Origin of the sequence: Nonomuraea sp. NBC_00507 (assembly GCF_036013525.1) — a bacterium.
GTDB lineage: Bacteria > Actinomycetota > Actinomycetes > Streptosporangiales > Streptosporangiaceae > Nonomuraea.
Map to the genome: position 1 here is coordinate 10,729,463 of NZ_CP107853.1, position 17,169 is coordinate 10,746,631.

Genomic DNA, 17,169 nt, shown 5'->3' on the forward strand with positions numbered 1-17,169 from the left:
TTGCCCGGGTGGTCCGGATCATGGCAGCTCCCAGGGTGGTGCGCCAGTAGGCGAAGATAAGCTTTGACAGTCAGCCAGGAGTAAGACATGCCGACGTTCCCTCAGGGAAAACCGCGGCCGCGCCTCACGGGGTCACAGGGGGGTGAGCCGAAATATCAGGCCATCTACCGTGATCTGCTCGCCCAGATCGACGATGGCGCGTTCGCGCCCGGCGAGCCGCTGCCCGCGCAGCGGGAGCTGAGCGACTACTACGGCGTCAGTTTGATGACCGTGCGGCAGGCGTTGCAGCGGCTCAGCGCGGAGGGGCGCATCGAGCAGCGCCAGGGGCTCGGCACGTTCGTGGCCGGGCACGTGATCCCCTACCAGATGAACAACCTGGGCAGCCTCGCCGAAGACCTCGCCGGGCAGGGGATCGAGCTGCGGACGGTGCTGCTCGGCCTGCGCCGCGAGAGGCCGTCGGCGGCCGTGCGGGCCGAGCTGGGGCTGGGCCCGGACGCCGAGGTCACCGTCATCGAGCGGCTGCGTGTCGTGGACGCCTCCCCCGTGATCCACCAGGTGTCCTACACGCCGCTCGACCTGGGCGGGGAGCCCGCAGGCGCCGAGCTGGAGCGCACGCCGCTCTATCGGCTGATCGAGGAGCGGTGCGGGGTGTCGCCGGCGTGGGCCACCGAGGCGATCAGGCCGGTGGTGTTGTCGGAGGATCAGGCTGCCCTGTTGCGGCGGCCGGTGGGGGACGCGGCGCTCATGAGCACGCGGGTCACATATGACGCGCAGGACCGGGCGGTGCTGGCGGACCGGGCGGTCATGTGCGCCGCCCACATCGTGTTCACCACCCGGCGCCAGGTCCCGGAACCGGCCGTCTCGCTCCGCCTGGACGCCTGAGGCGGCCGTCCCGACGGGCGCTGATCTCACATCGCCCCGACGCCGGCTGCCCTTCGCACACCGGCGGCGAGTTCCCGAGCAACGCCCTCGACCGCGGCCAGCCCTGAGGCCGGGTCCGGGGCGTCCATGAGCGCGCGGACGAAGGCCGAGCCGACGATCACGCCGTCGGCGAAGCCGGCGACCTCGGCGGCCTGCGCGCCGGTGCCCACGCCGAGCCCGACGCACACGGGCAGGTCGGTGACTTCCTTGACCCGCGCGACCAGGTCCTTCGCCGTCGTGCTCACCAGGTCCCGCTCGCCGGTCACCCCCATGAGCGACGCCGCGTACAGGAAGCCGCGCGAGGACCGGGCGGCCACGGCCAGCCGCTCCGGCGTGGAGGTCGGGGCCACCAGGTGCACGCGATCGAGCCCGTACAGGTCGGCCGCCGCGTGCCAGCCGGCGGCCTCGTCGGGGATCAGGTCCGGTGTGATCATCCCGGCGCCGCCCGCGGCGGCCAGGTCCGCCGCGAACCGCGCGACTCCGTAGCGATCGACGAGCGTCCAGTACGTCATGACCAGCGCCGGCGCGTCGACCTCCCGGACGGCGGTGAACGCGTCCGCCGGGGTGACGCCGGTGGCGAGCGCCGCCTCGGTGGCCCGCTGGATGAGCGGGCCGTCCATGAGCGGGTCCGAGTACGGCAGGCCCACCTCCAGGACGTCCACGCCGCCGGCCACCATGGCCCGCATCGCCGCCACCGACGTGGCCACGTCGGGAAAGCCGACCGGCAGATATCCGATGAGCGCGGCCCGCCCCTCCAGCCGGGCCCTTTCGATGGTCGTGCGCGCGCTCATTCGCCGCTCCCCTCCCCCTCGCGCGACTCCGCGCCGTTCTCCACCAGCAGGCCGAAGTATTGGGCTGCCGTGTCCACATCCTTGTCGCCGCGGCCGGACAGGTTGACGAGCACGATCCCGTCCGGCCCCAGCCGCCTGCCCTCCCGGATGGCGCCGGCCAGCGCGTGCGCGCTCTCGATGGCCGGGATGATCCCCTCGGTACGGCACAGCAGCGCGAACGCCTCCATCGCCTCCGCGTCCGGCACCGACGCGTAGCGGACCCGGCCGATGTCGTGCAGCCACGCGTGCTGCGGTCCCACCCCCGGATAGTCGAGCCCCGCGGAGATCGAGTGGCTCTCCATGGTCTGCCCGTGCGCGTCCTGCAGCACGAACGTCCGGGTGCCGTGCAGGATGCCGAGCGCGCCGCCGGAGACGGACGCCGCGTGCCTGCCGGTCTCGACCCCTTCGCCCCCGGCCTCGAGCCCCACCAGCTCCACCTCCGGGTCGTCAAGGAACGCGTGGTAGATCCCGATGGCATTCGACCCGCCGCCGACGCAGGCGCATACGACGTCGGGCAGCCGCCCGGCCAGCGCCAGCGCCTGTCGCCGCGCTTCCACCCCGATGACCTGCTGGAACTCGCGTACCATGGTCGGGAACGGATGCGGCCCGGCGGCGGAGCCGATCAGGTAGTGGGTGTTCTCGACGTTGGTCACCCAGTCGCGCATGGCCTCGTTCATGGCGTCCTTGAGCGTGCGCGAGCCCGAGGTCACGGGGATCACCTCGGCGCCGAGCAGCCGCATCCTGACCACGTTGAGCGCCTGGCGGCGCATGTCGACCTCGCCCATGTAGACCACGGCGTCCAGGCCGAGCAGCGCGGCCGCGGTGGCGGTGGCCACGCCATGCTGGCCCGCGCCCGTCTCGGCGATGACACGGGTCTTGCCCATGCGCAGCGTGAGCAGCGCCTGGCCCACCGCGTTGTTGATCTTATGGGAGCCGGTGTGGTTGAGGTCCTCGCGCTTGAGCAGGATGCGCGCCCCGCCGGCGTGCCGCGCGAACCTCGGCGCCTCGGTGATCAGGCTCGGCCGGCCCACGTAGGTGCGGTGCAGCTCGTCGATCCGCCTCATGAACTCCGGATCCGCCAGCGCGTCCCGGTAAGCGACATCCAGCTCGTCCAGGGCGGCCACCAGCGCCTCCGGGATGAACCGGCCGCCGAACCTGCCGAAATACGGCCCGGCCTGCCCGGTGAGCGGTGTCCGCACGGTTTGTCCGCCCATGCTCAACCCTCCGTTCAGTTCTAGTCTTCTAGAACAGTTACTTGAGGCTAGCGGCGCGCGCACGGACGCGTCAACAGCGGTGGCCGCCGACCCGACGGCCACCGCTGACTGCTACGACAACACCCTCTCCCCCAGCACAGCGGCCACCTGCGGGGCGACCTGGTCGGCCCAGACCGTCAGGATCTCCGCCAGGCCCGGGAGCTGTGTCTCGAGCACCGCCAGCCCCGGTGTGGGCACGGCGGCTCCGAGCTCCACCAGCAGTGGCCGCAGGTGCACCTCGACCGCGAGCGCATGCTTGGGATCTCCCATGACCAGCAGGGGCAGCGCCGCCTTGCCGGCCAGGCCGTCCTGCGGCAGGCGGTCGAGGAAGGACTTGAGCAGCCCGGTGTAGGTGCCCTTGTACGTGGGGCTGGCCACCACGAGCACGCTCGACTCGGCCACCAGCTCCAGCGCCGCCTCGACCCCGGGGGACGCGCCGGGTGAGAGCAGATGCGGGCCGAGCGCGGACAGGTCCACGACCTCGTGGGGCCCGGCCGCTCCGATCCTGGCCGCGATCGCCTCGGCGGCCGCGATGGCGGCGGTCCGCGTCCTGGAGCCCTCCCGGGGATTCCCGATCAGCGTGACGATGCTCATCCGGCCACCGCCAGCTGCGCGGCGTACTGGGAACGGGGTCTGGCCAGGCCGTAGGTGTCGCGGAGCGTGCGGCCCTCGTACTCGTGCCTGAAGAGCCCCCTGGCCTGCAGCTCCGGCACCACATAGTCCACGAAGTCGGACAGGCCGCCGGGCAGGATCGGCGGCATGACGTTGAATCCGTCGGCCGCGCCGTTGAAGAACCACTCCTGGATCTGGTCGGCGATCTGCTCGGGCGTGCCGGCGACGACCCGGTGGCCGCGCCCGCCGGCCAGGCGGCCGAGGAGCTGCCTGACCGTGAGGCGTTCCCGCCTGGCCAGGTCCACCACGAGCTTGCGGCGGCTCTGCGCACCCTCCGTCTCGACGGGCACGTCCGGCAGCGGCCCGTCCAGCGCGTCCTCGGTCAGGTCGATCCCGATCAGATGGGAGAGCTGGGCCAGCCCGTACGCGGGGATGATGAGGTCCTCCAGCTCCTTCTCCAGCCGCAGCGCCTCCCGCTCGGTCGAGCCGATGATCGGCGAGATCCCCGGCAGGACCAGCAGCTCATCGGGCCGGCGACCGCATGCGGCCAGGCGGCCCTTCAGGTCGGCGTAGAACGCCTGCCCCTCGGCGAGCGTCTGCTGCGCGGTGAAGACCGCTTCGGCGTGGCGGGCGGCGAACTCCTTGCCGTCCTCCGACGACCCGGCCTGGACCAGGAGCGGGTGGCCCTGGGGCGGGCGGGCGGTGTTGAGCGGGCCGCGCACCGCGAAGTGCTCGCCCACGTGCTCGATCGCGTGGATCTTGCCGGTGTCGGCATAGTGGCCGCCGAGGCGGTCCCCCAGGATCGCGCCGTCCTCCCAGCTGTCCCACAACTTGCGTACGACCTCGAGGAACTCGCTCGCCCTGGCGTAGCGGGCGGCGTGCGCGGGCCGCTCGACGCCGAAGTTGCGGGCTTCGGCCTCGCCGGCCGAGGTGACGATGTTCCAGCCGGCCCGGCCGCCGCTGATGTGGTCGAGCGAGGCGAACTTGCGTGCCACGTGGAAGGGCTCGTTGTACGTCGTCGAGACGGTGGCGATGAGGCCGATGTGGTCGGTGACCGCGGCCAGCGCCGACAACAACGTCAGCGGCTCCAGGCCGCCGAGCGCGTTGTGGGCGACGTCGCCGTGCAGGGCCACGCCGTCGGCGAGGAAGACCGAGTCGAGCTTGCCCCGCTCGGCGATCCTGGCCAGCTCCTGATAATGGCGCACGTCGGTGAGGCGGGCCGGCTCGGTGCGCGGGTGCCGCCAGGCCGCCTCGTGGTGGCCCACGCCCATGAGGAAGGCGTTGAGGTGAAGCTTTCTCGTCACGTGGTCCTCCAGGTGGAGAAGCGGCGCTCGACGGCGACCAGCAGCAGGTTGAACAGCAGGCCCAGCACGGAGATCGTGATGATGCCGGCGTACATGTCGGGGATGCGGAAGCTGGACTGGGTGTCCAGGATGAGGTAGCCGAGCCCGGCTTTGGCGCCGACCATCTCGGCGAACAGCAGTACGAGGATCGAGTACGCGCCCGCCAGCCGCACGCCGGTGAAGATCGTGGGCACGGCGGCGGGCAGGATCACCTTCTGGAACAGCCGGACCGGGCCGAGGCCCATGGATCTGGCCGACTTGATGAGCAGGGGTTCGACGGTACGCACGCCGCTGATGGTGTTGAGCAGGATCGGCCACGAGCACGCGTACAGGACGAAGACGATCTTCGTGGTCTCGCCGATGCCGAGGATCAGCGTGAACACCGGCAGCAGTGCCACCGCCGAGGTGTTGCGGAACAGTTCGAGCAGCGGGACCAGGAAGTCGGAGACCGGGCGGTACCAGCCGATCAGCAGGCCGAGCGGGATGGCCAGCACGATGGCCAGGCCGAAGCCGGCCAGCGAGCGGGCCAGGGAGGCCTGCAGGTGCTCGGGGAGTTGCCCGCTGATCAGGAGGTCGTACCAGGCGACGAGGTCCTCGGAGAGCGGGGGGACGAAGACGCGGTCCAGGACGCCGAGCCTGGGCAGGATCTCCCAGGCGGCCAGGAGGAGCAGGATGGCCGCCGAGTTCACGGTGCCGCGCCTGACGGCCCGCCGGAGCGTTCCCCTGACCCGCTCCGGGCGGGCCTTCGACACGCCCGACGGGGCCGGCGGCGGCGCGGTGTCCGGCCCGGGACCGGCGTCCGCACGTGCATCGTCCTCGTGGACGTCGTCAGGTGCTTCGTCGTGCTCTTCGAGCGCTTCGTCGTCTGGGAGGTCGTACCAATGGAGCTCGCCGGGCGGTATGTCCTGCCGGGTGTCAGCCATGGGAGATCGCCACCTCGCGCTCCTGAACCTGCGCCGCCGCCACCTCGTCACGCAGCAGCTTCCACACGTGGTGCCGGTACTCGCCGAAGACCGGATCGGCCCGCAGGTCGCCCTCGCGCGAGTCGAACGCGATGTCGACGATCTCCTTGATCCGGCCGGGCCTGGAGGTCATCACGGCCACCCGCTCCCCCAGGTAGACGGCCTCGTCGATGCCGTGGGTGATGAAGATGACCGTCTTGCCGGTGTGCTGCCAGACGCGCACCAGCTCCTCCTGCAGGGACTCGCGGGTCTGCGCGTCCAGCGCCGCGAACGGCTCGTCCATCAGCAGCACGTCCGGGTCGAAGGCGAGGCTGCGGGCGATGGCCACCCGCTGCCGCATGCCGCCGGACAACTCGTGCGGGTAGCGGTCCTCGAAGCCGGCCAGGCCGACGAGCGCGAGGTGCTCACGTGCCCGCCGGGCCCGCTCCTTCCGCGGCACGGCCTTGGCCTCCAGCCCGAACTCGACGTTGGCCTGGGCGGTGCGCCAGGGGAACAGGGCGTACTGCTGGAAGACGATCCCGCGGTCGAGCCCAGGGCCGGTGACGGGGGCGCCGTCGATGACGATCTCTCCAGACGTCGGGAGCGTCAGCCCGGCGACCAGGTCGAGGAGTGTGGACTTGCCGCAGCCGCTGGGGCCCACGAGCGTGAGAAACTCGCCCGCGCGCACGTCGAGGTCCACGCCGGACAACGCGGTGAACGGCTCGCCGGCGTCCCTGACGGGGAAGGTCTTGCTGACGTTCCTGATGCCGATTTTGCTCATGATCCGCTCCCGCCGGCGTAGGGGTTGAACGCGTTGGTATAGAGGTCGGCCGCCTTGACCTGGCCGGGCTTGATCTCGCCTTCGCGCTGCAGCCAGTCGATCCAGGTCTGGAACTCCTTCTCGGCGATGACGCCGCCCTTGCCTGCGATGCCGGTGCTCTTCCAGAACCGCACGGTGTCGGCGCTCTCGTTGCGGCCGCGCTTGGCGATGATCTGCTCGAACGTGGCGATGACCTCCTCGCGGGAGTGGGTCTGCGCCCATTCGACGGCCTTGGCGAAGCCGGTCACGAAGGTTTTGGTGGTGGTCGGGTTGTCAGCGATGAAGTCCTCGCGCAGGACGACGGCTCCGGCGGTGAACGGGCCGAGCAGGTCCACGTCGGTGAACAGCGGCCGCAGCCCGCCGCGTTCGAGCGCCTTGTCCTTGAGCACGCCGCCCAGCGTGCCGACGTCGAGCTGACCCTGCCGGATGGCCTGCTCGGTGTTGACCGGCGGGATCACCACGAGCTGGACCTGCTTGATCTGGTCGGGCGTCAGCCCTTCGCGCCTGAGGTACTCCTTGATGACGGCCTCGTGGTGCGCGCCGAGCGTGTTGACGCCGATCCTTTTGCCGATGAGGTCGCGGGCGGTCTTGATGGGGCTGTTCTCGTTGACGTAGTAGCCGTTGAAGGTGTCCTTGTCGGAGCCGTAGTAGCCGATCACCGCCTTGATGGGGGCCTTGGCCGCCTTGAGCTTGATGATCGCGCCGTCGAAGGCGCCGCCGAAGTCGGTCTGCCCGGTGGCCGCGGACTGGATGTCCTGCGGTCCCGAGGTGGTGTTGCCCACCCACTTCAGCTTGAGGTCGCCGAGATAGCCGAGCTCCGCGGCCAGTTCGGGGAAGGTGACGGCGCCGGCGCTGCCCTGGTAACGCAGCACCTTCACCTCCGAGTCGGATGTCGCCTCGGCGCCGCCGCAACCGGCCAGGACGGCGGGCAGCAGCGCGGCGATGAGGGCAGGTTTGAGCTTGATCACGATGGGTTCCTCTGGGGGGAGGGAAAAGAGGTCTGCCTGGGTGCGTGATCAGCGACACTGCGCGCTGGCGACGTGGCCGAAGTCCACGTGCGGGCGGGTTGTCAGGTAAAGGCCCCTCATGCTTACGAAGCTACGGATCTCCAGGCCGAAAGTCAACATTTCCTACATGACATACATGAAACTCCCCCGTCGCTAAGCTCGGGCCGTACCGATCTATGGAGGGCCGATGATCTTCATTACCGCCAAGTTCCGCATCCTGCCCGAGCACGCCGACCGCTGGCCGGAGATCTCCGCCGCGTTCACCGAGGCGACCCGCTCCGAGCCCGGCTGCCTGTGGTTCGACTGGTCGCGCAGCCTTGACGATCCGAACGAGTACGTCCTGGTCGAGGCGTTCCGCGACGACGCGGCCGGGGCCGCGCACGTGCAGTCGGACCACTTCAAGCAGGCTCAGCGCACGCTGCCGGACTACCTGGCCGAGACGCCGCGGATCGTCAACGCCGCGGTCCCGCAGGACGACTGGTCGGAGCTCGGCGAGCTCGCCGTGCCCCCGAGGGGTTAGTCCACGCGGACGTTGCCGTAGGCGAACAGGCTGATCGGGCCGGGGCCGGCGGGCACCGGCTCTTCGGCGGTGACGGCCAGGGCGAGGGTGTTGGTCCCGCGCTCGGCCAACAGCCCTGCCGGGAGCGAAAACTCCTTCTGCGGGCCGATGTCGCCGCCGTACTGGCCGACGTTCCAGCCGTTGAGGAAGATCAGCACGCGGTACGCCGGTGAGGGGTCGCCACCGAAGCGGAGGCCGATCGGGACGTCCTGGCCCTGGGGCAGGTCAAGCTTGAAGGACGTCCGGTACCAGGTGACGCCGGGGGTCAAGGGGGCTGCCGGGGTGGCGTTCTTCCAGGATTTGTCGGGATAGGTCGGCAGGTGCCAGCCGGTGCGTTCGCCGTACAGGCCGCCGTTGTTGAGCCCGCCGCGCACCGGATCGGCCCCGGCGGCGCCCTGGATGCGCCAGGAGATCGGGGTGCCACCGATGGCGGCGCCGACCAGGCCGCGTGGCTGTTTGAAGCGCAGGTCGTCGGCGATCCAGTCGTCGTTGTGGCCCATGTTGGCGACGAGGACGGCGATCACGTTGTCCGCGCCCGGCTTCAGCAGTCCCGCCGGGATGGCGAAGTGGCCGGGGCCCGGGTCGGGGTTGGGCGGGGTCCACTGGTCGCCGGAGTCCGCCTGCACGCCGCCGGCCGCCGAGCCGAGGTAGCGGCCGTTCAGCCACACCAGGTAGTTGCCGCGTTTGCCGGTGATCGCGTTCAGGTCGATGGTGGTCTCGGCTCCGGTGGCGGTGAAGTGGCCGCGGTACCAGACGTTGCCGTAGTGGCAGCCGTAGTCGTCGGCGTACAGGACGGGCAGAGTCTTGGGCGGGTGCGGGCTGGTGGTCGTGGTGCGGTCGGCGCGGGTCCACCGGGAGTCGTCGAACCTGGGCTGGGCCTCAGGGGCCTCGGGGCGAGTGCGCCAGGAGGTCAGCTCGGGCATCGGGGCCGGTTCGGGGGCGCGGGCCGAGCCGAGCAGCGAGCCGCTCGGCGTGCGGGTCACGCGGACGTCGCGGGTGCCGATCCGCAGCCGGTGGGCAGCGGGCGGCGCGAACACCTCCACCGCTGGGCTCGCGGCATTCCCGGCCGCCACGGGGGTGGTGTCCCCTGCCACGTCGGCCACGAGGCGTACGGTGTCGCCGTTCACGGACGCCGAGCGCACGAGATCCGTTCCGCGCACCAGTACCGGGTCCGTAGCCGTGTCCGCCCGCCAGAACCTCGCCGCCTCCTCATCCGTGCCGATCAGCAGCAGCAGCGGTCGCCGCCCGCCTCCCGTGACCAGCACACGGGCCAGCCCTTCGTGGCTGTAGTCCAGCCGCAGCTCGCCCCCGGAGTAGGAACTGCTCACGCGACCTTCGAGCACCGTGACGCGCGGCTCGGACCCGTATCGCAGGATGGTGGCGCCGGGTGAGCCCGCGGTGCCGTAGAGGACGGCGACGTCGCGGCCTCCGATGGCGGCGTGCGTCATGATCTCGGACGTGGACAGGACCAGGCGCTGGCCGCCGAGGTCGTACTCGCCGACGAGCACGTGGGCGTCACGTCCCTTGACCTGCACGGGCACGCGGTGTCCCGCCCAGTCGAGCGTGGCGGTGTCCGTGCTCGTCGCGGCCCGGTCGGTGTGCTTGACGAGGACGAACTCGGTGCCGGTGTCCGGGTTGGCGCGCGCCACGGTGGTCAGGGCCGGATTGCCGGATGCGGGCGGCGTGGCGACCGGGTCGGTCTTGGCCAGCGGCGCGACCGCCTGCAGGAAGTAGCCCTGGCGTTTGAACTCGTCGTACTTGGGGGTCAGCTGCCGGGCCTCGGTGATCGGGGCGCCGTAGTCGTAGGAGGTGTAGACGTCGTTGGGCTGGGCGAGCCAGCCCCAGTTCGTGCCGCCGTACCCCATGTAGTACGAGAACATCGTCGCCCCGGTCGTGACCAGGTTGTTCTTGTAGAAATACTTCATGAAGGCAGGTCCGGTGAGCTCGCGGCACTTGTCGTAGCCCGCGTCGCCCACGTCGATCGCGCCGGCTTGATACTCGGCGGCGAACACGGGGATGTCGTCACGCAGCCGCTCGGTCAGCCCTTCACCCCACGGCCCCCACAGGCCGGGGTTGGCGCATTCAAAGGACTGCGGGTAGTCGTCGATGCCCGGGATCTGCACGGCGCCTGGCCCGGTCGCCCAGGTCGAGCTCCAGCTGCCGCCGTCGCAGCAGTCGTTGGTCGTGATGGGCACGTCGATGCCGTCGGCCCGGGCCTGGTCCTGGATGTCCTGCATGTAGGCGGCGTCGGTGTTGACCTGGTATTCGTTCTCGGCGTTGTAGAGGATCACCGGCCCGCCCTCGGTGACCTGATGCCTGGCGATGATCGGGTTGATCCGGTGCAGCCACTCTCGGTAGGCGGCCTGGTAGCCGCTCTCGCTGCTGCGGGCCCGCCCCGGCACGGTCTTCACCCAGGCGGGCAGGCCGCCGCCGCTGCTTTCTGCGTTGATGTACGGCCCCGGCCGCGCGATGACGTACAGCCCCGCTTCGGACGCCATCCGCAGCAGCCGGTCCACGTCACGCACGCCGGCGAAGTCGTACACGCCGGGCTTCGGTGAGTGGTAGGCCCACGAGAAGTAGAGGGAGACCGCGTTGAACCCGGCCGCCTTGAACTTCTCCAGCACGTCCTGCCACAACCGCGGGCTGGGCAGCCGGAAGTAGTGGAACTCGGCCGCCTGCAGCACGACCCGGCGGCCGTCCACCATCAGCGAATACCGGTCGTAGGTAACCTCGCGCGCGGCCGCGGCGCGGGCGGGCGCGACGAGAGTGGCGCAGGTCAGCAGCATGGCCAGGAGCAGCGAGAGGGTCCGCCTCATGCCGTTTAATTTGGCGACCCGCCAAACAAAAGTCAACGGCCCACGCCGGCGCCCTGGGCTGCGCGAGGGTCTCGTTTACGCGACTGCCTCACTCGGCCTGACATTTCCCGCTATGGTGCCCAAGATCCCGTAAGCCTTGTCACAGGAGTCCCATGTCGCCCGTCGAACCCCTCCGGGAAGGCGACCCCGCTGCCGTAGGGCCCTACCGGCTGATGGGGCGTCTGGGCGCGGGTGGCCAAGGGGTGGTCTACCTGAGCCAGGGGCCCGACGGCAGGCCGGTCGCGGTCAAAGTGCTCCGCGAGGGACTCGCCGACGAGCGCTTCGCCAAGGAGATCGACGCGGCGCGCCGGGTGGAGCCTTTCTGCATCGCTCAGGTGCTCGACGCCTCACTGAGCGACCGGCCGTACATCGTCACCGAGTACGTCGAAGGGCCTTCACTCCAGCAAGCCGGCCGCCACACTGGGGCCGACCTGCAGCGGCTCGCGGTGGCGACCGCGACCGCACTGACGGCCATTCATCAGGCCGGCATCGTCCACCGCGACTTCAAGCCCGCCAACGTGCTGCTCGGACGGGGCGGGCCCCGGGTGATCGACTTCGGGATCGCCCGGTCTGTCGAAGCGGGGATGACGGCGACCAGCAGCATCGTGGGGACTCCTGCTTACATGGCGCCGGAGCAGCTCGCCGGCGAGCGGATCACACCGGCCGTCGACGTGTTCGCGTGGGCATCGGTGATCGTGTTCGCCGCCACCGGGACGCCCCCGTTCGGTGAGGACTCACTGCCCGCGGTGATCAACAGGATCCTGCACAACGAGCCACAGCTCGGCGACCTGCCGCAACCGTTGCGCGGGATCGTGCTGGGGTGCCTGGCCAAGGATCCGGCGCGCCGGCCGACCATGCGGGACGTTTTGCTGCAGCTCCTGGGTGGACAGGCCCCGGCTCCTGCGCCTGCGCACGGTGCCGATGGCCGTGGTCCGTCCACTGTTCCCGGGCGGCGCGGAAGCAGGACGGCGCTCGTCGCGGGCGTCTCCAGCGTGGGGGCGCTGGCGGTCGCGGCCACCCTCGCCTGGGGGGCCACGAGCGTCTGGGGCGTCCCTGGCTCGCCACCGACCAAGCAGCCGCTGGCGTTCACCTCTGCCGCGACGCCGTCCCCCACGAAAACGCGCCAGAGCGCGAAAAGGACCAAACGTCCTTCCACCCCGAAACCGTCGACCACCACGAAGCCGACCGTGACACGGACCACGAAGCCGACGCAGACCGTGAAGCCGACGCAGCCCGCTCCCAGCGCGACGACCTCATCGGCGAAACCCCGATCGGGCAGCGGCTCCTTCCGGATCGTCTGGGTGCGGATCATCGGCCCCAGACATGCCGACACTCCTGACTGCGTGTTCGGCCAGGGCAACCTCTCCGGTCTGGTGGAGGGGACCAAGCTGTCCACCACGTTCCGCTACGAATGGGTCCTGGACGGGAAAGTGGTGCAGCGCTCCGAGTCCGTCATCGCCGACACCTACACCCGGCAGGTCACCGGCCCGCTCGTGGAGTCGGACGGTCCCCATCGGGTCGTCCTCCGCCTCACCTCGCCCCAGGCTGCGTCGAAGACGTTCTCGTTCACCATCTGCCCCACGGGGAGCGAATGATGGACCCGCTCCTGCCGGAAGATCCGGCGGCCGTGGGCCCGTACCGGCTGCTGGGGCGTCTGGGCGCGGGTGGCCAAGGGGTGGTCTACCTGGGCCGGGCTCCCGACGGGCGGCCGGTCGCGGTCAAGGTGCTGGCTGACGGCCCGGCGCCTGATCATCGCTTCGCCAAGGAGATCGACGCGGCGCGCCGGGTGGAGCCTTTCTGCATCGCTCAGGTGCTCGACGCGTCGCTGAGCGGCCGGCCGTACATCGTGACCGAGTACGTCGAAGGGCCCTCGCTCCAGCAGGCGGGCCGCCACACCGGCGCCGACCTGCAGCGGCTCGCGGTGGCGACCGCGACCGCGCTGGCGGCGATCCACCGGGCCGGGGTGGTGCATCGCGATTTCAAGCCCGCCAACGTGCTGCTCGGGAGGGATGGGCCGCGGGTCATCGACTTCGGCATCGCCCGCGCGTCCGGCCATTCGCTGACCGTGACGAGCAGCATCGTCGGCACGCCCGCCTACATGGCGCCGGAGCAGCTCGCGGGCGCCCCGCTCGGTCCCGCCGTGGACGTCTTCGCGTGGGCGTCGGTGATCGTGTTCGCCGCGACAGGGAGTCCGCCGTTCGGCAACGACTCACTGCCCGCGGTGATCCGCCGCATCCTCCACGACGAGCCGTACCTGGGCGACCTGCCGGGTCCGCTGCGTCCGATCGTGCTGTCCTGCCTGGCCAAGGACCCCGCCGCCCGGCCTGCCATGCAGGACGTCCTGCTCCGGCTCATCGGCGCCCCGCCCGCCGGCACGCCGGACGCCGCGACACGCCACCGAGGGAGTACGGCCGGCCACCGAGGCGGTACGGCGGGTCGTCCCGCGAGGCGCCCGCGCTGGAAGGCACTGCTGGCGGGCGTCGGCGCGTTGGGGGTGTCCGCCGCCCTGGTCGCCGGAGCGATCACGTGGATGCCCGCCCCGGCGACGACGGCCGCGCCCACCCCCTCGTCCCCCACGGACCAGGCCACCACGACCAGCCCACCGGCCAAGAACCTGGACGCTGACAAGACCCCCAGCGCGCCGGCCAAGAAGACCCGCCCCACCAGGACCGCCCGCTCCACCCCCACCCCCACCCCCTCCCGCCGCCCGTCGACGTCCGAACCGACGACGTCCCCGTCGAAACCCGCGACCACGACTGCGGCCGCGGCGACCGTACGCCTGGTGTCGTTGACGCTGGAGGGGCAGCAGGTCGGCGCGGACGGCTGCTGGTCGCCCAGCCTCTTCCCGGTCGCCGCGATCAAGGGTCCGTCGGGCAAGCAGACGGAGTACACCTACCGCTGGGTGGTGGACGGCCAGGACGAGGGACGGAACACGGGCTGGGTGACCGGCACGACCAAGGACCGGCGCAACCCCTTCGGCGCCTTCGAGCCGGGGTCGCACACGATCGTCTACCACCTGCTGACACCCTCGAGGGCCACCCGGAGAGTGTCGTTCCGGGTGTGCGAGCGATTGTCCTAGCGCACGCCGATGGCCCGCGTGGGCGCCGGCACGTTACGGGAAAGTTACAACTCTCGCCAACCCCTACACAGCCGCGTTTTCCCACTTCAGAGCACTATGCGGCACTCAGCAGGTTTTTTTCCGGGTTATTGACGAAAAACAGCGACGGTGGGCAGACTCGGCGGTATGTCACAACCCCGTGGCCCCTTGTCACAGTTGCGGCGCGGGCACGAAGAGCTCGTGCTCGGCCTGCTGCGCAAGCACGGTCCGCTCAGCCGCGGCGAGCTGGGCAAGCTCTGCAGGCTGTCCCGCACCACCCTGTACGACATCCTCGCCGAGCTCATATCCACCGGCGCCGTCGTCACCGCCACCCAGCAGGACGACCTGCCGCGCGGCCGCGGCCGGCCGGCTGAGACGCTGACGCTCAATCCGGATGCAGGCCAGGCCATCGGCATCGACTTCGCCCGCCGCGCGCTGCACGTCGCGGCCATCAACCTGGCCCACGAGATCGTCGGCGCGGCCAGCGAGCCGCACGACGCCGATCTGCCGTGGGAGCAGCGGGTGGACCTGGCCGAGCGGCTCGTCGGCTCCCTCAGCGAGGGCGGCCTGCGGCTGGGCGCGCTCAGCGCGATCGGCGTCGGCGTGGTCGGCCCGGTCGGTGGTCCGGACTCCCCCGAGGACGACGACGCCCCGCATCCCGCACAGGTGCTGCTGCGGGAGCGGTTCGGCGTGCCGGTGTTGCTGGACAACAACGCCCGGCTGGCCGCGCTGGGCGAGGCGATCTGGGGCGCGGCCGCGGGCGGCCAGGACGTGCTGTACCTGCGGCTGTCCCACGGCGTCGGCGGCGGGCTGGTGATCGCCGGGTCGCTGCATCGCGGCGCGTACGGCCTGTCCGGCGAGTTCGGCCACATCATGGTCGACCCGCAGGGCTCGCCCTGCTCCTGCGGCGGCTCCGGCTGCCTGGAGACCGTGGCCTCGATAAGAGCCGTGCTTGACGCCTACCGTGCCGCCGGCGGCCGGGCCGACGACGTCCCCGAGTTGGTCAAGGCCGTCAAGGCAGGCGACGCCACGGCGCTCGGCCTGCTGGAGGGCGTCGGCGCCAACATCGGCGGCGTGCTCGCGGCCCTGTGCAACGCCATAGGCCCCAGCGTGATCGTGATCGGCGGCGAGCTCGCGGAGATCGGCGCCGCGCTGCTGGAGCCGATCCAGCGGACGATGAGCGCGCGCGTCATGCCGATCTCCCGGCACCGGATCACGTTGCGCCGTGCGACGCTCGGCGAGGCCGCGGGCGCCCTCGGCGGCATCGCCCTCGTGCTGCACGAATCCCCCCTGCTCTCCCGCTATCCGGCCGGGCCCGATCTCGCGCAAGAGGAACCCATGAACCATTCGAGGCAGTCATGACCCAGCTCACCGCGCTGGGCAAGTCGCCGGTCGCGCGGCGCGAGCCCAGGCGCTCCAGCCGCGCCCTCACGCTCAACCTGCTCGCCGTCGTCATCGGCCTCGTCGTGTGGACGCTGCTGGCCACGGTCGGCGTGCAGGGCCTGCCGACGCCGCTGGAGGTGGCGGCCAAGGCAGGCGAGCTGATCGCGGACGGCACGCTCCTGGACGACGCGCTCGCCAGCCTGCGCAGAGTGCTGCTGGGTTTCCTGCTCGGCACCCTGCTGGCCATCCCGATCGGCTTCCTGATGGGCTGGTACGCCACCGCGCGCGGCCTGCTGGAGCCGTACGTCCAGTTCTTCCGCACCATCCCGCCCCTGGCGATCATCCCCCTCGCCATCGTGCTGATGGGCATCGGCGAGGTGCCGAAGGTCTTCGTGATCTTCTTGGCGTCGTTCCTGTCCAGCGTCGTGGCGACGTTCCAGGGCGTGGTCGACGTGGACAAGACGCTGATCAACGCCGCTCGCGTGCTCGGCGCGTCCGACCGGACGATCTTCCTCAAGGTCGTGGTGCCGGCGTCCACGCCGTTCATCCTGGTCGGGATGCGGGTCGGGCTCGGCTCGGCCTGGGGCACGCTGGTCGCCGCCGAACTGATCGCCGCCCAGGAGGGCCTGGGCTATCGCATGCAGAACGCCCAGCTCTACTACGACCTGCCCACGATCTTCGTGGGCCTGATCGCCATCGGCGTGCTCGGCCTGCTGATGGACCGGCTGCTGCTGCTGGCCGAGCGCCACCTCACCGACTGGCAGGAGCGACGTTGACCACCAAGATCTCGTTCAGGGACGTCGTCAAGACCTACCCGATGAAGGACGGCACGTTCACCGCGCTGAGCCAGGTGTCGCTGGACATCGCCGACCGGGAGTTCGTCACGGTCGTGGGCCCGTCCGGGTGCGGCAAGAGCACGCTCATGAGCATGGCCGCCGGGCTGGTCGAGCCCACCTCGGGCGAGGTGCTGGTGGACGGCGTGCCGGTCACCGGTCCCGGGCCCGAACGCGGGGTGATCTTCCAGCAGTACGCGTTGTTCCCCTGGCTGACCGTGCGCAAGAACGTCGAGTTCGGGCTGAAGCTGGCTGAGCTCCCGGCCGAGGAGCGCAGGCGGCGGGCGGAGCGGGCGATCGCGCTCGTCGGGCTGTCCGACTTCGCCGACGCGCTGCCCAAGACGTTGTCCGGCGGGATGAAGCAGCGGTGCGCGATCGCCCGCGCGTACGCGGTCAACCCGCAGGTCCTGCTCATGGACGAGCCGTTCGGCGCGCTGGACGCGCTGACCCGGGTGCAGCTGCAGGACCAGCTCCTCGACACCTGGAGCCAGGAGCAGCGCACGGTCATGTTCATCACCCATGACGTGGACGAGGCCGTCTACCTGGCCAGGCGCGTGATCGTCATGGCGGCCAGGCCCGGCCGCATCCAGCAGGTCGTCGACGTCGACCTGCCGTACCCGAGGACCGAGGAAATGCGCTTGTCGCCCGAGTTCGGACGCATCCGCAACGAGGTCTGGCACAGCGTTTACCACCAAGTCCCAGCCGCCTAAACCAC

General features: G+C 70.8%; 15 protein-coding genes. 7 read left to right on the forward strand and 8 right to left on the reverse strand.

The features are described from left to right. The first annotated feature begins 87 nt into the window (after positions 1-87). Positions 88-882: a GntR family transcriptional regulator gene (locus tag OHA25_RS51300; RefSeq protein ID WP_327584129.1), complete on the forward strand. Its 795-nt coding sequence runs from the start codon at positions 88-90 to the stop codon at positions 880-882. Positions 883-908: 26 nt separating this feature from the next. On the opposite strand, the gene trpA is transcribed toward OHA25_RS51300, so the two are convergent. From trpA to OHA25_RS51335, 7 genes are all read right to left on the reverse strand, one after another. Beyond that, the gene (gene trpA, locus OHA25_RS51305) at positions 909-1,712 is read right to left on the reverse strand and encodes a tryptophan synthase subunit alpha (protein WP_327584130.1); all 804 of its coding nucleotides are present in this window, start codon (positions 1,710-1,712) and stop codon (positions 909-911) included. Further along, the gene (gene trpB / locus OHA25_RS51310) at positions 1,709-2,965 is read right to left on the reverse strand and encodes a tryptophan synthase subunit beta (RefSeq protein ID WP_327584131.1); all 1,257 of its coding nucleotides are present in this window, start codon (positions 2,963-2,965) and stop codon (positions 1,709-1,711) included. The genes trpA and trpB overlap by 4 nt, the downstream gene beginning before the upstream one ends. A 111-nt stretch (positions 2,966-3,076) precedes the next feature. Then, a complete protein-coding gene (locus tag OHA25_RS51315) occupies positions 3,077-3,598 on the reverse strand; it encodes an NADPH-dependent FMN reductase (RefSeq protein ID WP_327584132.1) in 522 nt (173 codons plus the stop codon). Next, entirely contained in the window at positions 3,595-4,920 is a 1,326-nt protein-coding gene (locus OHA25_RS51320) for an LLM class flavin-dependent oxidoreductase (RefSeq protein WP_327584133.1), read from the reverse strand. Before OHA25_RS51320 ends, OHA25_RS51315 begins: the two co-directional genes overlap by 4 nt. After that, on the reverse strand, positions 4,917-5,882 hold the full coding sequence (locus tag OHA25_RS51325) for an ABC transporter permease (protein WP_327584134.1): 966 nt from the start codon (positions 5,880-5,882) through the stop codon (positions 4,917-4,919). The genes OHA25_RS51320 and OHA25_RS51325 overlap by 4 nt, the downstream gene beginning before the upstream one ends. Beyond that, the gene (locus OHA25_RS51330; RefSeq protein WP_327584135.1) at positions 5,875-6,681 is read right to left on the reverse strand and encodes an ABC transporter ATP-binding protein; all 807 of its coding nucleotides are present in this window, start codon (positions 6,679-6,681) and stop codon (positions 5,875-5,877) included. The genes OHA25_RS51325 and OHA25_RS51330 overlap by 8 nt, the downstream gene beginning before the upstream one ends. After that, complete coding sequence (locus tag OHA25_RS51335) at positions 6,678-7,688, reverse strand: ABC transporter substrate-binding protein (protein ID WP_327584136.1); 1,011 nt, start codon at positions 7,686-7,688, stop codon at positions 6,678-6,680. Before OHA25_RS51335 ends, OHA25_RS51330 begins: the two co-directional genes overlap by 4 nt. A 226-nt stretch (positions 7,689-7,914) precedes the next feature. Between OHA25_RS51335 and OHA25_RS51340 the strand changes: the two genes are divergently transcribed. Then, positions 7,915-8,247 carry a putative quinol monooxygenase gene (locus OHA25_RS51340; protein WP_327584137.1) on the forward strand — a complete coding sequence of 111 codons (333 nt, stop codon included), beginning with the start codon at positions 7,915-7,917 and terminating at the stop codon, positions 8,245-8,247. Here the strand turns inward: OHA25_RS51340 and OHA25_RS51345 are convergent. Next, a complete protein-coding gene (locus tag OHA25_RS51345; protein ID WP_327584138.1) occupies positions 8,244-11,102 on the reverse strand; it encodes a beta-galactosidase in 2,859 nt (952 codons plus the stop codon). The genes OHA25_RS51340 and OHA25_RS51345 overlap by 4 nt on opposite strands. A gap of 152 nt (positions 11,103-11,254) precedes the next feature. On the opposite strand from OHA25_RS51345, the gene OHA25_RS51350 reads away from it, so the two are divergent. The 5 genes from OHA25_RS51350 (at position 11,255) to OHA25_RS51370 (ending at position 17,164) form a co-directional block, all read left to right on the forward strand. After that, entirely contained in the window at positions 11,255-12,736 is a 1,482-nt protein-coding gene (locus tag OHA25_RS51350; RefSeq protein WP_327584139.1) for a serine/threonine-protein kinase, read from the forward strand. Further along, positions 12,733-14,220 carry a serine/threonine-protein kinase gene (locus tag OHA25_RS51355; protein WP_327584140.1) on the forward strand — a complete coding sequence of 496 codons (1,488 nt, stop codon included), beginning with the start codon at positions 12,733-12,735 and terminating at the stop codon, positions 14,218-14,220. The genes OHA25_RS51350 and OHA25_RS51355 overlap by 4 nt, the downstream gene beginning before the upstream one ends. Before the next feature lie 165 nt (positions 14,221-14,385). Beyond that, a complete protein-coding gene (locus tag OHA25_RS51360) occupies positions 14,386-15,600 on the forward strand; it encodes an ROK family transcriptional regulator (protein ID WP_327584141.1) in 1,215 nt (404 codons plus the stop codon). Beyond that, on the forward strand, positions 15,597-16,397 hold the full coding sequence (locus tag OHA25_RS51365; RefSeq protein WP_327584142.1) for an ABC transporter permease: 801 nt from the start codon (positions 15,597-15,599) through the stop codon (positions 16,395-16,397). The genes OHA25_RS51360 and OHA25_RS51365 overlap by 4 nt, the downstream gene beginning before the upstream one ends. Beyond that, the gene (locus OHA25_RS51370; RefSeq protein ID WP_327584143.1) at positions 16,394-17,164 is read left to right on the forward strand and encodes an ABC transporter ATP-binding protein; all 771 of its coding nucleotides are present in this window, start codon (positions 16,394-16,396) and stop codon (positions 17,162-17,164) included. Before OHA25_RS51365 ends, OHA25_RS51370 begins: the two co-directional genes overlap by 4 nt. Positions 17,165-17,169: the final 5 nt, after the last annotated feature.

Coding starts and splice junctions, on each gene's coding strand:
- OHA25_RS51300 (WP_327584129.1), top strand. CDS start 88: ATGCCGACGTTCCCTCAGGGAAAACCGCGGCCGCGCCTCACGGGGTCA.
- trpA (WP_327584130.1), bottom strand. CDS start 1,712: ATGAGCGCGCGCACGACCATCGAAAGGGCCCGGCTGGAGGGGCGGGCC.
- trpB (WP_327584131.1), bottom strand. CDS start 2,965: ATGGGCGGACAAACCGTGCGGACACCGCTCACCGGGCAGGCCGGGCCG.
- OHA25_RS51315 (WP_327584132.1), bottom strand. CDS start 3,598: ATGAGCATCGTCACGCTGATCGGGAATCCCCGGGAGGGCTCCAGGACG.
- OHA25_RS51325 (WP_327584134.1), bottom strand. CDS start 5,882: ATGGCTGACACCCGGCAGGACATACCGCCCGGCGAGCTCCATTGGTAC.
- OHA25_RS51330 (WP_327584135.1), bottom strand. CDS start 6,681: ATGAGCAAAATCGGCATCAGGAACGTCAGCAAGACCTTCCCCGTCAGG.
- OHA25_RS51340 (WP_327584137.1), top strand. CDS start 7,915: ATGATCTTCATTACCGCCAAGTTCCGCATCCTGCCCGAGCACGCCGAC.
- OHA25_RS51345 (WP_327584138.1), bottom strand. CDS start 11,102: ATGAGGCGGACCCTCTCGCTGCTCCTGGCCATGCTGCTGACCTGCGCC.
- OHA25_RS51350 (WP_327584139.1), top strand. CDS start 11,255: ATGTCGCCCGTCGAACCCCTCCGGGAAGGCGACCCCGCTGCCGTAGGG.
- OHA25_RS51355 (WP_327584140.1), top strand. CDS start 12,733: ATGATGGACCCGCTCCTGCCGGAAGATCCGGCGGCCGTGGGCCCGTAC.
- OHA25_RS51360 (WP_327584141.1), top strand. CDS start 14,386: ATGTCACAACCCCGTGGCCCCTTGTCACAGTTGCGGCGCGGGCACGAA.
- OHA25_RS51365 (WP_327584142.1), top strand. CDS start 15,597: ATGACCCAGCTCACCGCGCTGGGCAAGTCGCCGGTCGCGCGGCGCGAG.